The sequence below is a fragment of the Campylobacter concisus genome, from assembly GCF_001891085.1.
Lineage (GTDB): Bacteria > Campylobacterota > Campylobacteria > Campylobacterales > Campylobacteraceae > Campylobacter_A > Campylobacter_A concisus_O.
In genome coordinates this window covers 314,364-330,051 of record NZ_JXUP01000001.1, presented here as the reverse complement: position 1 = coordinate 330,051, position 15,688 = coordinate 314,364, and the positions used below count along the sequence as shown (strand labels likewise).

The following is a 15,688-nucleotide window of genomic DNA, read 5'->3' as shown; positions in this document are numbered from 1 at the left end:
CTACAGCTGCTTATACGCCGAGCATTTTGCGAACGGCTGGGACATTTGTGCTGTCCACGTATTTTGGGCCACGCAAATCTCTCATACGCTTACTAGGTTTTTTTGTTAAGATATGGCTTCTAAAAGCAGAGCCTCTTTTTATCTTATTTTTACCTACTTTAAAGCGCTTAGCAGCACCGCGAACGGTTTTCATCTTTGGCATGCTAATCCTTTTTGAAATTTTATACGCAAGTGCGTAAGTTTTGGATTATAGCGAAAATACCTTTAGAAAATTTAAATTTCACTTAGACAAAATTTGCAATAAATTTACATTAAACTTAAAAGAATTTTAAAATTTATAATTAAATTATTAAAATTTACATATAATCACAAAAAGAAATTTTATTTCACTAAAGGAGTAAATAATGAAAGGCAAAATTCTTGCATCAATCGTTGCTATGAGTGCGATTTTAGGCACAAGTAGCTTGGCATGCACTACCATTTTAGTAGGAGATAAAGCTTCAAATGATGGCTCCATGCTGGTCGCTAGGAGCGCAGATAGCAAGGCTATAAAAGCTCAAGTCTTTTTGATACATCCAGCTACGAAAAATCAAACTGGCATGCACAGCTCAAAGGCGCATGACGGCGCAAATGACTTTACATATCCGCTCCCAAAAGATGGCATGAGATACACAACCATCGCAAATTCTCACACAAAACTTCACGGAGCTGTCGGCTACAATGAAGCTGGCGTTGGACTAAGTGGCACCGAGACCATATACGCAAAAGATGAGCTTTTAAAGATCGATCCATATAATGAAGAGACCGGTATCACCGAAGATGACATCCCAGACGTGCTTTTGCCACGTATGAAGAGTGCAAAAGATGGCGTTAAGCTTCTTGGTGAGATAGTTGAGACAAAGGGCGCCGGAGAAGGCTTTGGCGTAGTATTTATTGACGCAAACGAGCTTTGGTACTTTGAAACAGGTACAGGTCACAAGTGGATCGCTACAAAGATCGCTCCAGATGAGTATTTCGTCACTGCAAACCAAGGCAGACTTCACGCCTATAAAGAGAATGATCCAAATTTCATGGGCGCAAAAGACGTCATTAAATTTGCGATTGATAACAAGACTTATGACCCTGCAAAAGATGGCGAATTTAACTTCACAAAGGCTTATACAAGGGATGATGAAAGAGATGTGACTTACAACTACCCACGCGTTTGCTGGGTACAAAGCATGTTTAACCCAAGTCTAAAACAAGACTTCGCCGATGGTCAGAAATTTCCAGTATTTTTAAAACCAGAGAAAAAATTAGGCGTTGAAGATCTAAAAGCTGCAATGAGAGCCCACTACAACGGCACTGCGTTTGATAACTACGCTAGCAAAGACGAAGATAAGAAAAATGTCTACCGCGCCATAAGCGTCTTTAGAACATACGAGTCTCACGTCATGCAGGTGCGCCCATGGCTACCAAAAGAGATCGGCCGTGTGACTTACGTAGCTCTTGGCATGGCTGATCTTAGCGTTTATTTGCCGTATTACGAGGGGCTTGATGGCTTTATAAAAGGCTACTCAGACGGCTCATACGACGCTGATGACACTTCGATATACTGGGTTTATAGAAAGCTTCAAACCCTTGTGATGACTGACTATGAGAAGTATTCGCCAGTGGTAAAAGAGGCATACGCTAAATTTGAAAAAGAGTTGGCGGTAAAACAGGCTAAATTTGAAGATGAGTACGTCAAACTTTATAAAAAAGATAAGAAAAAAGCGGACAAACTCTTAAATGAATTTAGCCAAAAGACAATGCAAGAGGCTAAGGATCTAACTCAGGAGCTTACAAATAAGGTCTTTACTATGCTTACAGCTGATATGGATGCTAAGCTAAAATCCCTAAATAAAGGCAAAAAAGACTAAACATTCTGGGCGCGAAATTTAGTAGCGCCCAAACTTTAAACAAAAATTTGGCAAAGAGCGTTTATAATGCGACAAAAATTCACTACAAAGGAAAAACGCTGATGCCTTGTCCCATGCATAAAGCTCATTAATCTCGGCAAAAAACATATCAGCGATTTTCAAAAAACACGCAAATTTTTAAATGATTTTACATTTTTTCACATTGAAATAAATCCATTTTTGCTAGCAGGTCCGCTGCATTGTAACTGCATTTTTAATAGCAAAGCTAAGCAGTGTTTAAAATTTGGCAAGGATCTTTTTAGTAGAGCTTTTTATAAATTTTACTTTAGTTTAAGAAGAAGCGGGTGTCATCCGCCGTGTTTTGGGTGACCCAGACTTGTGCGTAGCACAACAACATTGAACATGCTGGGGGTTTGGGTCGCAGAGATAAGGGGACGGTTTCGTAATTCTAGCCCCCTTGTACCTGCATAAAAATATTCAAGGTTGCTGTGTTTTGCACAGATTTAATTTAAAATAGAAATTTAAAAAGGATAGAAATGATAAAAAGTTATGTTTTAGGTTTTCCAAGAATCGGTGAAAAAAGAGAGTTAAAGCGCGCATTAGAGGGCTTTTGGGCTGGTAAAGAGGGCTTTAGCGAAGATAATTTGCAAGAGACTGCAAAGACGCTTCGCCAAAGACACTGGAAATATCAACAAGACGCTGGCATTTCGGCTATTAGCGTTAATGATTTTTCATTTTATGACCTAATGCTTGATAACATCATCGCTTTTGGCGCTACGCCTCCAAGATTTGCAAATTTAAGCGGCTTGGAGCAGTATTTTGCTTGCTCAAGAGGCAATAAAAATGGCGTTGCGATGGAGATGACAAAGTGGTTTAACACAAACTACCACTACATCGTGCCAGAGCTTAGCAGCGAGAGTAAATTTAGCCTAAAAGCAGACAAAATTTTAAATGAATACAAAGAGGCGAAGGCTAACGGCGTAAAAGGCAAGGTAAATTTGATCGGCCCTATCACATTTTTGGCCCTTTCAAAGACGACTGACGGCAGCTGCCCATTTAAGCATCTTGACGCGCTTGTAAGCGAGTACAAAAAGTTACTTGAGCAAATTTCTAAGCTTGATGATGAAATTTTAGTGCAGTTTGACGAGCCGATCTTTGTAACAGACAAAAACGAAAGCGATCTTTTGCCACTTATCACAAAGGTCTATAACGAGCTAACAAGCGTAGCTAGCAACGTTAAGATCGTATTTGCGACATATTTTGAGCATGCGATTAAAGCAGTTAGCGAAGTGGCTAAAACTAAAATTTACGGCATCGCACTTGACTTCATCCACGGTAAGAGAAATTTCGAAGCACTTGAGACTATCAAAAACAGCCATTTGACGCTATTTGCTGGCGTGATCGACGGCAGAAATATCTGGAAGAGCAACATCGATGAAAAAGTAAAACTTGTAGGTGAAATTTCAGAAAAAATAGGCGGAAAAGACCTTTACATCGGCACTTCATGCTCGCTTCTTCACGTGCCATACACTCTAAAATATGAAGAGAATTTAAACCCAGAGATCAAAAGCTGGCTAAGCTTTGCGGTTGAGAAGCTTGACGAGATCAAGATCATCACAAAACTAGCAAACGGAGAGAAGCTTGATGAGAGCGAAACAAAAATTTACGAAGAGAACAAAAATGCTGTTAAAACTCGTGCTACTTCAAAGCTCATCCACTCTTATAGCGTTCAAAACCGCATCAAAAATTTAAGCAAATTTGAGCGTGATGAGAAATTTGAAGATCGCATAAAAATTCAGCGCGAAACACTAAAATACGGCATCTTGCCAACAACAACGATAGGTAGCTTCCCTCAAACGGTTGATCTTCGCGTACTTCGCCAAAATTTCAAAAAAGGCGAGATCGACGCGGCCGCTTATGAAGCAGGCATCAAAAAATATATCGATCACTGCGTGAAATTCCAAGAAGATATCGGCCTAGACGTGCTAGTACACGGCGAGCCAGAGAGAAACGACATGGTCGAGTACTTTGGCGAGCAGATCAGCGGATATGCATTTAGCCAAAATGGCTGGGTACAAAGCTACGGCAGCCGCTGCGTCAAGCCACCACTTCTCTTTGGTGACGTAAGCCGCCCAGAGCCGATGACTGTTAAGTGGATGAAATACGCTCAAAGCATCACAAAACACGTAATGAAAGGCATGCTAACAGGTCCTGTAACGATGCTAAACTGGAGCTTTGTGCGTGACGATCTGCCAAGAAGCGAGGTAGCAAAACAACTTGCACTTTGTATCTATGACGAGATCGCAGACCTTCAAGATGCAGGCATCAGAGTGATCCAAGTCGATGAGGCAGCATTTAAAGAGGGCTATCCGCTAAGAGCTGAAAATATACCAGCTTATGAGAAATTTGCGGTTGATTGTTTCAAACTTTCAGTAAGCTCGGCTGAAGCAAAAACACAGATCCATACGCATATGTGCTACTCTGAATTTAACGATATTATTAAGACCATTGAGGCAATGGACGCTGATGTTATCAGTATCGAGACTGCAAGAAGTGGTAACGAGCTACTTAAAATTTTCAAAGCCGTTGGCTACAAACAAGAGGTCGGACCTGGCGTTTACGACATCCACAGCCCGCGTGTGCCAAGTGTCGAGGAGATCGTCGCTCAGATTAAAGCTCTGCTTGAAGTCTTGCCAAAAGAGCAACTCTGGATCAACCCAGATTGTGGCCTAAAAACTAGAAAATGGGAAGAAGTCGAGCCAAGCCTTAAAAACATGGTAGAAGCTGTCAAGATCGTAAGAGGTCTATAATTCAAATTTTAGCGTCTAGCAAGCCTAGGCGCTAAACTCCGTTGAAATTTCAAAAAAAGTTAGAAAATGTTAAAAGATAAGATCATAAATAATGAAAGTGGCATAGTGCTTTATGGCCTAACGCCGGCAAAGGCTGAATTTGACGAGGCAAAGCTTAAAGAGATCGCCGCAAAGTGGGACAAGAGGATCACGGATGTGCAGGCTGATGGCTTGGTGCTTTACGAGATCCAAGATGAAAGTAGCCGCATAAAAAGCGAGCGAACCTTTGAATTTAGTGATACATTAAGCCCTGAAATTTACTATTCAAAATATCTAAATTTAAAAACACCAAGCATATTTTATAGAGTTGCGAACAAATATAATGAGAGCGAATTTAGAGCAAATTTAGCCAAAAGTAGTAGCGATATAAATGTCTTTGTCGGTGTTGCTTCTGGCAAAGTAGAACCTAAAATGAGCTTAGAGCGTGCTTATGAGATCGCTAGAGACGAGTTTAAAGAGCTTGTAGTGGGCGGTGTTTGTATAGCTGAGAGGCACGCAAAAAAAGGTGATGAAGAGCAAAGGATGAGCCAAAAGGCCAAAATGGGGGCAAAATTTTTCATCTCACAGGCGGTTTTTGATATAAATTTGGCTAAAAATTTACTAACAAGCGTGGCAAAAAGTGGGTTAAATTTGCCTATTATTTTGACATTTACCACTTGTGGCACGCCAAAAACACTAGATTTTATCAAGTGGCTTGGCATAAGTGTTGATGAAAAGAGCGAAAAAAGGATGCTTCAGAGTGATGATTTTTTAGCCACGGCATCACAAATTTGCCTTGAAAATTTTGCAGAGCTTTATGAATTTGCTAAAAAGCTTGGCATAAATGTCGGTGTCAATATAGAGAGCGTAATGGCAAAAAAAGCTGAGATAGAAGCGAGCCTAGAGCTAACGCATAAGATGAGGGAGGTGTTTTGATAGTTTAAAAGCTATCAAAACTTATATTTTATATGGTTTTAGTAAGTTCTTAGTCTTTTTTGGCTTTAATTATATAAGATTTTTAAGCTCATTTTAAAGTAGATAAAATTTATGACAAATATATTATTATGTGGTGGTTCTGGTACGAGGTTGTGGCCTATTAGCAGGACTTTGATGCCAAAACAATTTATTAAATTATTTGACGATAGGTCACTTTTTCAGCTAACTGCACTACGAAATAGCGAAATTTGTGACAATACATTTGTGATTACAAATATAGATCACTACTACTTGGCGATGGATCAGATAGAAAATTTAAATATCACAAATTTTAAATATCTTCTCGAGCCAGTTGGTAGAAATACTGCACCAGCGATCACATTAGCTTGCCTTGCACTTGATCCAAATGAGATTGTTTTAGTAACCCCTTCAGATCATTTGATAAAAGAGATTAAAGCATACCACACAAGCGTAAAAGCTGCAAAGGAGCTAGCAGAGCAAAATTTCTTAGTTACTTTTGGTATAAAACCAAGGTCACCTGAGACGGGATTTGGATATATAGAGGGCTATAATGGTGATGTAAAGGCTTTTTATGAAAAGCCAGACTATGAAAGAGCGGTGAAATTTCTAAAAGATCAAAATTTCTACTGGAATTCAGGTATGTTTGTCTTTAAGGCAGGCGTTTTCTTGGATCAGATGAAAATTTTTGCTCCTGAGATACTTGAAGCATGCAAAGTAGCTTTTGACAACGCAAAAAAAGACAAATTTGATATTAAAATAGACACTACTGATATGCAAAATATCCCACAAAATAGCATAGATTATGCTGTAATGGAAAAGTCAGATATCGTAAAAATGGTAGCTCTAGATGCATCTTGGAGTGATCTTGGAAGTTTTGATAGTTTGGATGAGCAGCTACAAAAAGATATCAATGGAAACACAATAAATAGCGATCTGGTGCAGATAAATTCTCACAATAATCTAGTCCTATCTAGTGGAAAAAAATAGCCTTGATAGATGTCGATGATCTAACTGTTGTTGATACAAAAGATGCTCTTTTAATATCTAAAAAATCTTCTAGCCAAAAAGTAAAAAATGTGGTGGAAATTTTAAAAGAGGAGAGCTCTGGGCTTTGCAATGCCCATGTTACGACAAATAGGCCCTGGGGAAATTACACTGTCCTTGAAAATCAAGATGGTTATAAGATAAAGATAATAGAGGTAAAACCTGGCAAAAGACTATCTTTGCAAAAGCATTTTCATAGAAATGAGCATTGGATAGTGCTATCAGGAAGTGCTACTGTGACGATCGGTGAGACAACTAGACTCGTTTGTCCTAATGAGTCTATCTATATAAAAATGGGTGAAGTTCATAGACTATCTAATGAAGGAAAAATTCCTGTGGTTTTAATAGAAGCTCAGGTCGGCGAATATACAGGTGAAGATGATATAATTCGCCTAGATGATGATTTTAAAAGGTGATTTATGGATAAAAAAGTAGCATTAATAACTGGTATAACTGGTCAAGATGGATCGTATCTGGCAGAATTTTTACTAAAAAAAGGCTATATAGTCCATGGTGTAAAAAGGCGAACGAGCCTTTTTAATACAAACAGAATAGATCATCTCTATCAAGATCCACACGTTGATAATAGAAATTTTTTCTTGCATTATGGTGATATGACGGACTCTATGAACTTAACAAGGATCATCCAAGAAGTACAGCCAGATGAAATTTACAACCTAGCTGCCATGAGTCACGTGCATGTTAGCTTTGAGACGCCAGAATATGTCGCAAATGCTGATGGCACAGGCACCCTTAGATTGCTTGAAGCTATAAGGATATTAGGACTTGAGAAAAAGACTAAAATTTATCAAGCCTCTACATCTGAGCTTTACGGAAAAGTGCAAGAGACGCCGCAAAGCGAAACGACGCCATTTTATCCCAGAAGCCCTTATGCAGTCGCAAAGATGTATGCATACTGGATAACGGTTAATTATAGAGAGGCTTATGGTATTTTTGCTTGTAATGGCATATTGTTTAATCACGAATCACCAGTTAGAGGTGAGACATTTGTAACTAGAAAGATCACAAGGGCAGCTAGTAAGATAGCGCTTGGGCTTCAAGACAAGCTTTATCTTGGAAATTTAGACGCCAAAAGAGACTGGGGCCATGCAAAAGACTATGTGAAGATGATGTGGATGATACTGCAAGCTCCAGAGCCAGAAGACTGGGTTATAGCAACTGGACAAACAACAGCGGTTAGAGATTTTGTAAAATTTGCATTTGCTTATGCTGGCATAAATTTGAGATTTGAAGGGGCTGGCGTAGATGAGGTAGGAGTCGTGGACTCACTAAATTTTGAAAAAGTAAAAGAGTTAAATTTAAATTTGTCCCATTTAAATATCGGACAAACTGTGGTTTGTGTGGATCCAAGATATTTTAGACCAACAGAGGTTGATTTGCTGCTTGGGGATCCTAGTAAAGCAGAGAAAAAACTAGGCTGGAAGAGAGAATTTAACCTTCAAGACCTAGTAAATGATATGATGAAATCGGACTTAAAGCTCATGACAAAAGATGTCTATCTAAAAGATGGCGGATATGAGATAATGAGCTATTTTGAGTAAAAAATGGATAAAAATAGCAAAATTTATGTAGCAGGGCACAAGGGTCTGGTAGGCTCTGCTATAGTGAAAAATTTAAAATCAAAAGGCTATGAAAATATAATCACAAGAACTCATAGTGAGCTTGATCTAATGGATCAAAAAGCAGTTTATGAGTTTTTTGAAAAAGAAAAGCCTGAGTATGTGGTGCTAGCTGCTGCAAAGGTCGGCGGAATAGTGGCTAATAGCACGTATAGAGCTGATTTTATCTATGAAAATTTGCAAATTCAAAATAATGTGATCCATCAAAGCTATGTGCATAAGGTAAAAAAACTACTATTTCTGGGAAGTACTTGTATATATCCTAAAAATGCTCCGCAACCAATGAGGGAGGAGGTACTTTTGACATCTCCACTTGAATACACAAATGAGCCATATGCGATCGCTAAAATAGCCGGCATGAAGATGTGTGAGAGCTATAATTTACAGTACGGCACAAATTTTATATCTGTTATGCCTACAAATTTATATGGTCCAAACGACAACTTTGATCTAGAAACTTCGCATGTATTGCCAGCACTTATAAGAAAGATACACCTAGCAAAGCTTTTAAGCGAAGAAAAATTTGACGCAGTGGTAAAAGATCTAAAAGCAAAAGATATAAATGATGCTATGGCTTATCTTGGTAAATTTGGTATTTCAAAAGATAGAGTAGAAATTTGGGGCACAGGAAAACCTAGGCGAGAGTTTCTATATTCAGAAGATATGGCCGATGCTTGCATATTTTTACTGGAAAATAGAGACTTTAAAGATACTTATGACAAAAATAGCAAAGAGATAAGAAATACGCATATAAATATAGGTACTGGCAAAGATATATCTATAAAAGAGCTAGCAAATTTGGTTAAAAATATAGTTGGCTTTAAAGGAGAGCTGTGCTTTAATGATAGCAAACCTGATGGCACGATGTTAAAACTAACGGACCCCTCTAAGCTCCACTCTCTTGGTTGGAAACATAAAGTAGAGCTTGAAGATGGAATAAAGATGCTTTATAAGTGGTATTAAAAAATAAAGAAAGTAATAAATGAAAAAAGTTTATGTAAGTATAATAGCTGATTTGGTACATGCCGGACATATTAAAATTTTAAAAGAAGCCGCAAAATACGGAGAAGTTACAGTTGGTCTTTTGACATTAAAAGCATGTGGTGAGTTAAATGATATTCCTTATTTAGATTATAATAAACGGAAAGAAGTTCTAGAAAATTTTTCTATGATAAAAAATATTGTTCCACAAGATAGTGCCAGTTATAAAGATAATTTGTTAAAAATACAACCAGATTTTGTTATTCATGGTGATGATTGGCAATTTGGTTATCAAAAAAAATATCGTACAGAGGTTTTAGAATTATTAAGACAATGGAATGGAAAATTAATAGAAGTGCCTTATAGTCATGATATAAATGAAATAAAAGTAAAGGAAAATATTAAAAAATTAGGCATAACATCTACTGCCAGACAAAGCAGGTTAAAAAAACTACTAAAAGCAAAAAAAGTTTTAAAAATACTTGAGGTTCATAATGCTTTAAGCGGTCTTATTGTTGAAAATGCTAGTGAAGTACTAGAAGATGAAGAGATTGTAACATTTGATGGCATGTGGTCTAGTTCACTTACTGATTCTACCTCAAAAGGCAAGCCAGATATTGAGGCTGTAGATACTACAGCCAGGTTAACAACCATAAATGAGATTTTTGAAGTAACAACAAAGCCTCTTATATATGATGCAGATACTGGAGGAAAACCGGAACACTTTGAATTTACTGTTAAAACATTAGAGAGAATTGGAGTTAGCGCTGTAATTATTGAGGATAAAACTGGATTAAAGAAAAATTCTCTCTTTGGAACAGAAGTAGAGCAGACACAAGATACTGTAGAAAATTTCTGTTATAAAATCAAATCTGGCAAAAAGGCACAAATTACAGATGATTTTATGATTATTGCTAGAATTGAAAGCTTAATTTTGGATAAAGGTATGGAAGATGCTCTAAAAAGAGCTTTTGCATATATAGATGCTGGCGCAGATGGAATAATGATACATTCAAGAAAAAAAGACCCAACTGAAATAATAAATTTTATAAAAGAGTTTAGACAAAAAGACAATAGTACCCCTATAGTAGTTGTTCCAACATCATTTAATACTGTTACAATAGATGAATTTTCTGAAATGGGGGTAAATGTTGTGATATATGCAAACCATATGTTAAGGGCTGCTTATCCAGGTATGATGAAGGTTGCAAAGTCTATTTTAAAACATAAAAGGTCGCTTGAAGCAGAACCTGACTGTATGCCCATAAAGGCTATTTTAGAACTGATACCAGGTACAAAATAATGGCACTTGATACAAGAGATTTTATTAGTAGATTAATAGCGAACGGATATACACATCTTTGCGTTGTTCCATGTAGTTTTATAAAATATGTTATAAATGAGGCAATAAATAATCCGAATATTGAGTATGTCCCATGTGCCAGTGAGGCAGTTGCTTGCAGTATAGCATCTGGTTTAAAAATGGCAGATAAAAAGCCAATTGTATTAGTCCAGTCCAGTGGTATTACAAACATGGGTAGTTGCATTACCAGCCTATTAAAACCATATAATATTACTTTTCCGATTTTATCTAGTTGGAGAACGTATAGTGATGGAGATAGTGAAATACAACATGAGCATCTAGCAACAGGATTGCCGTCTCTTATATCTACATATGGATATAACAGCCAGATATTAAATAATAATAATATTGATGATGCCATAAGACAAATTGAAATCTGCAATAATACACCAACTATTGGGATTATAGAAAAAAATAGTTTTACTAAAGTTGAGCTTGAGGATAAAAATAAATTGGATTTGTCTATTTATATTCCTAGAAGCAAGTTTTTAGAGGCTTTGAACAGAATTTTTAAAGATAATGATGTGCTAATTATTGGAACCACTGGAAACACATCAAGAGAAATGTATACATTTATGAAAAATACAAATAATTTTTATATGGTTGGAAATATGGGTGGAGCTTTAAGTATTGGACTTGGAGCTGCTAAGGCAGGTAAAAATGTTATAGTATGTGGTGGTGATGCAGAATTTGTCATGCATATGGGAGGACTTACTACTGCTGGAAGATATAAAAATGACATAAATTTAACTTACGTTTTATTTGATAATGAGTCAAATAAATCTACCGGTGGACAGAGTACATATCAAAAGCATTTAGATTATATAAGCATCGCAAAAGCGTGTGGACTATATGTAGTTGATAACATAGTTTATGGTGTTGAAGAATTTGAACAAAAAGTAAGAAATGTTAAAGGATTAAAATTTATCCATGTGAAGTGTGGTCTAGACAATGAAGTGCCAAGACCGCCACTAGAAGTTATAAAAGTTAATAAATTTAATTAAAAATATACAAATAAACTTAATAAAAGGGATATTTTAAAAAAAGATATGATAAATACAGCAGTTATACTGGCAGCAGGTTTCGGAAGTAGATTAAAAGAAAGGACAAAATTAAAACCAAAAGGTCTTTTAGAAATAGAAGGCATTTCTCTTGTCAAAAGAAGTATAGATAATTTATTATCATGTGGAATTGAAAAAATATATATAGGTACTGGCTATTTGGCTGAAATATATGAAAAATTTTCACTTAATTATCCACAAATAGAAACAGTTAAAAGTGATAAGTACGAGATAACTAGTAGTATGTATACTCTTTATTGTATGAAAGAAAAGTTAAATGATGATTTTTTGCTCCTTGAATCTGATTTATTATATGAAAAAGATGCATTAAAATTTCTTCTTGAAGATGAATTGGACAATATTGTTTTGGTAAGTGATAAAACAAATTCGAATGATGAAGTATATATAGAGATCGATGAAAATTATAATCTTGTTTCTTTGTCAAAAAAAAGAGAAGAATTAGGATCTATATACGGAGAACTTGTTGGGATATCGAAAGTTTCACTAAAAAATTATAAGATTATGTGTGAGACCTTTGAAAAACAAGATAATCTAAAAATAGATTATGAAAATATCATGGCTAAAATTTCAAGTAAAAGTTCATTTTTTGTTAAAAAGATAAACGGTCTTATATGGTGTGAGATAGATGACAAAGACCATTTAAGAAGAGCAATTGAAAAAATACTACCTAAAATAAAGGCAAAAAATATGAAAATTAAAAGAAATATATTATTAAATCCAGGGCCAGCAACAACAACCGATACTGTCAAAACGGCTCAAGTTGTACCAGATATTTGCCCAAGAGAAAAAGAATTTGGTGATATCATGGAATATGTTTCGTCTGAGCTTACAAGCATTGTTGCTAATACTAATGACTATACCACGGTATTATTTGGTGGAAGTGGTACAGCAGCTGTAGAAGCTATATTAACTTCCGTTGTTCCATACAATAAGAGCATACTGATTATAAATAATGGTGCTTATGGAACAAGAATGTGTCAAATAGCATCAAGATATAAGATAAAATATATAGAATTTAAAAGTTCATCTATAGAGCCAGTGGACTTAAAAAAAGTAAAGGAAGTAATAAAGCAAAATAATAGCTCCATTTCTCATCTTGCTGTTATACACAACGAGACTACTACGGGTATTTTAAATAACCTTAGTGATTTAGGAAAATTGGCAAAACAATATAATATAGAGTTTATAGTAGATGCTATGAGTTCTTATGCTGCTATCCCAATCGATATGCAAAAACAAAATATTTCATATTTGGCCTCTAGTAGTAACAAAAATATTCAAGGTATGGCCGGTGTCAGTTTTGTAGTTGCTAAAAAATCTTCTTTGGATGAGTTAAAAAACATAACACCAAGAACTTTTTATTTAAGTCTTTATGAACAGTATGATAATTTTAAAAAAAATTATCAAATGAGATTTACTCCACCAGTACAAACCATATACGCCCTTAAACAAGCTATTATTGAAGCTAAAGATGAGGGTATAGAAAATAGATACAAGAGGTATTGTAAATCTTGGGAAACTTTAATAAAAGCCCTAAAAGAGATGGGGTTAACTTATTTAGTAAATGACAAATATCACTCTAAAATTATCACTTCTATTCATATACCTGATGGTATAGATTTCAATGATATGCATAATTATTTTTATGAGAGAGGCTTTACTATTTACCCTGGAAAGGTGGCAGAATTTAATACTTTTAGGATTGCAAATATAGGGCAGATAGATAGTAAAGATATTGAAGATTTTATTGTAATTTTAAAAGAGTATTTAAACAGATGATTAAAAAAATAAAATCATTAAAATCAAATAATGAGTTTATGAAATATTTTAATAATACATCATATTTACTTTTTGATAAGATTTTCAAAATGTTAATATCTTTTTTTGTAGTTATATATTTAACAAGATATTTGGGCCCAGAAAGGTTTGGTTTGCTTTCATATGCTCAGAGCTTTGTAAGTATATTTATTGCATTTGCCTCTTTAGGTCTAAGTCAAATTATAGTAAGAGATATTGTAAACGATCAAAATAATGTAGATAAGGTGCTTGGAACCGCATTTTTTATGATGTTTGCCTCGTCTATTATATCCATGGGAGTTATTTTTATATTAAGTTTTTTTATTTATAAAGAATCTCAAACTAGGTTATTAGTAAATATAGTGGCAATAACTGTTATTTTTCAAGTTTTTTATATTTTAATTGAAAGTTTTTTCCAAGCAAGAGTTTTATCAAAATATATAGTTTTTGCTAGTAATACAGGTTTTTTGGTTTCATCTTTTATAAAAATATTATTAGTTTATTTTAGTATGCCATTAATGTATTTTGCATATGCGCTTGTGTTCGATAGTCTTTTTTTAGCATTGAGTTGTTTGTTTATATATAATTACAAGGGCGGAAATATATTAGGTTGGAAAATTGAAAAAGTATTGTTAAAAAAATATATAAAAATTTCTATACCAATGCTTATGGTATCTATAACAGCATTTATATATACAAGAACTGATCAAATTATGATAAAACATATGCTTGGGAACGATGCAAATGGGAACTATGCAGCAGCAATAAGAGTTAGTGAACTGTTTTATTTTATTCCTAGTATTATCGTGGCTTCTATATATCCAAAATTAGTAGAATTAAAATTACAAAATCAAGACAGCTATTTAAAACTACTTGAAAAACTTTATAGATTGGTATTGTGGATATCTATTCCGATTGCCTTAATAATGACCTTTTGTAGTAGTTTTATTATTACAATATTATATGGTGAAAAGTTTGCTAGTGCCCCGCATATTTTATCTGTCCTTTCATGGTGTATTATCTTTGCATCGATTGATGCAGTTTTTGTAAAAATACTCTATGTTGAAAAATTTGAGTCAAGGTATTTATATAAAAGCACATTTGGTGTATTAATTAATATAGTACTTAACTATATTTTAATTAATACACATGGTGTTGTTGGTGCTGCTATGGCGACACTAATTACACTAATATGTGTAAGTTATGTTTTTGATTTGTTGGATCCGAAATTAAGAGAATATTATTATTTAAAACTAGTATGTTGGACACCACTAAATAATATTAAGGAATAAAAATGCAATCTAAAATTAGAAGAATGGCAAAAATAATAATGCCAAGACTATATAGAAAATTGAGTGAAATGCGAAAAAAACAGGTTATTAATAAGTTAAAAGATAACTACCCAAACTTAAAAATATTTGGTCCTATTTCTCAGGGCAATAGAAAATTATTCTCACAAGATAATCAAGATTATATCATATATGAAAATTTTTTTAAAAATAAAAAAGATGGTTTTTTTTGCGACATTGGCGGGAATCATCCGTTAAAGATAAATAATACTTTATATTTCGAGCAATTAGGCTGGCACGGTGTAGCCTTTGAACCTTTGCCGTATCTGGCTGATCTTTGGATTAGGCACAGGAAGGCAAAGCTTTTTTCTTATGCTCTTTCTGATGCTGAAAAGGAAATGGTTTTTACTATTGTAAAAAATACCACCGGATGGGAAGACATGCTTTCTTTTGTCAAAGAAACAAGAACTATAGATTATGAATATGAAACGGAAGAAATTTTAGTGAAGGCTAGGACCTTTAGAGAAGTTATGAAAGAGGAAAATATTACTCATATAGATTATTTATCATTAGATGTTGAAGGGCACGAATTAAATGTATTAGAAGGAATTGATTTTAATGCCGTTAGAATTAATGTATTAACTATAGAAAATAACCCTCCTTGCTCTCCGATTTATGGAGATGAGTCAATAAGAAAAATTATGTTAAAAAATGATTTTGTTTTATGGGGAAGAATAATCGGCTTGGATGATATCTATGTGCATAAAGATTACTTAAAGCAATCTCTTGGTGGAGAGTTGCTATAG

Annotated in this window: 11 protein-coding genes and 1 pseudogene; 11 read left to right on the top strand and 1 reads right to left on the bottom strand. The window is 34.8% G+C overall.

Features of this window, described 5'->3' with window-relative positions:
• Positions 1-10 precede the first annotated feature (10 nt).
• The gene (gene rpmI, locus TH67_RS01705) at positions 11-202 is read right to left on the bottom strand and encodes a 50S ribosomal protein L35 (RefSeq protein ID WP_072594071.1); all 192 of its coding nucleotides are present in this window, start codon (positions 200-202) and stop codon (positions 11-13) included.
• A 202-nt stretch (positions 203-404) separates the two neighbouring features.
• Here rpmI and TH67_RS01700 point away from each other — a divergent pair, with 202 nt between their 5' ends.
• The 11 genes and pseudogenes from TH67_RS01700 to TH67_RS01645 all read left to right on the top strand — a co-directional run bounded on the left by TH67_RS01700 (position 405) and on the right by TH67_RS01645 (position 15,688).
• Positions 405-1,901, top strand: coding sequence for a C69 family dipeptidase (locus TH67_RS01700; protein WP_054195944.1), 1,497 nt, complete (start codon positions 405-407; stop codon positions 1,899-1,901).
• Between the two features lie 536 nt (positions 1,902-2,437).
• Positions 2,438-4,711: a 5-methyltetrahydropteroyltriglutamate--homocysteine S-methyltransferase gene (gene metE, locus TH67_RS01690; RefSeq protein ID WP_072594069.1), complete on the top strand. Its 2,274-nt coding sequence runs from the start codon at positions 2,438-2,440 to the stop codon at positions 4,709-4,711.
• Between the two features lie 66 nt (positions 4,712-4,777).
• Positions 4,778-5,665, top strand: coding sequence for a DNA-binding protein (locus tag TH67_RS01685; protein WP_072594068.1), 888 nt, complete (start codon positions 4,778-4,780; stop codon positions 5,663-5,665).
• 111 nt (positions 5,666-5,776) lie between these two features.
• Positions 5,777-7,146 (top strand): annotated as a pseudogene (locus TH67_RS01680) (mannose-1-phosphate guanylyltransferase/mannose-6-phosphate isomerase).
• A gap of 3 nt (positions 7,147-7,149) precedes the next feature.
• Positions 7,150-8,292 carry a GDP-mannose 4,6-dehydratase gene (gene gmd, locus TH67_RS01675; protein WP_072594067.1) on the top strand — a complete coding sequence of 381 codons (1,143 nt, stop codon included), beginning with the start codon at positions 7,150-7,152 and terminating at the stop codon, positions 8,290-8,292.
• A gap of 3 nt (positions 8,293-8,295) precedes the next feature.
• A complete protein-coding gene (locus TH67_RS01670; protein WP_072594066.1) occupies positions 8,296-9,333 on the top strand; it encodes a GDP-L-fucose synthase family protein in 1,038 nt (345 codons plus the stop codon).
• 19 nt (positions 9,334-9,352) lie between these two features.
• On the top strand, positions 9,353-10,654 hold the full coding sequence (aepX, locus tag TH67_RS01665) for a phosphoenolpyruvate mutase (RefSeq protein ID WP_072594065.1): 1,302 nt from the start codon (positions 9,353-9,355) through the stop codon (positions 10,652-10,654).
• The gene (locus TH67_RS01660) at positions 10,654-11,718 is read left to right on the top strand and encodes a thiamine pyrophosphate-dependent enzyme (RefSeq protein ID WP_072594064.1); all 1,065 of its coding nucleotides are present in this window, start codon (positions 10,654-10,656) and stop codon (positions 11,716-11,718) included. The genes aepX and TH67_RS01660 overlap by 1 nt, the downstream gene beginning before the upstream one ends.
• 45 nt (positions 11,719-11,763) lie before the next feature.
• Positions 11,764-13,575: a 2-aminoethylphosphonate aminotransferase gene (locus TH67_RS01655; protein ID WP_072594063.1), complete on the top strand. Its 1,812-nt coding sequence runs from the start codon at positions 11,764-11,766 to the stop codon at positions 13,573-13,575.
• Entirely contained in the window at positions 13,572-14,885 is a 1,314-nt protein-coding gene (locus TH67_RS01650) for a flippase (protein WP_072594062.1), read from the top strand. Before TH67_RS01655 ends, TH67_RS01650 begins: the two co-directional genes overlap by 4 nt.
• A gap of 2 nt (positions 14,886-14,887) precedes the next feature.
• On the top strand, positions 14,888-15,688 hold the full coding sequence (locus tag TH67_RS01645) for an FkbM family methyltransferase (RefSeq protein WP_072594061.1): 801 nt from the start codon (positions 14,888-14,890) through the stop codon (positions 15,686-15,688).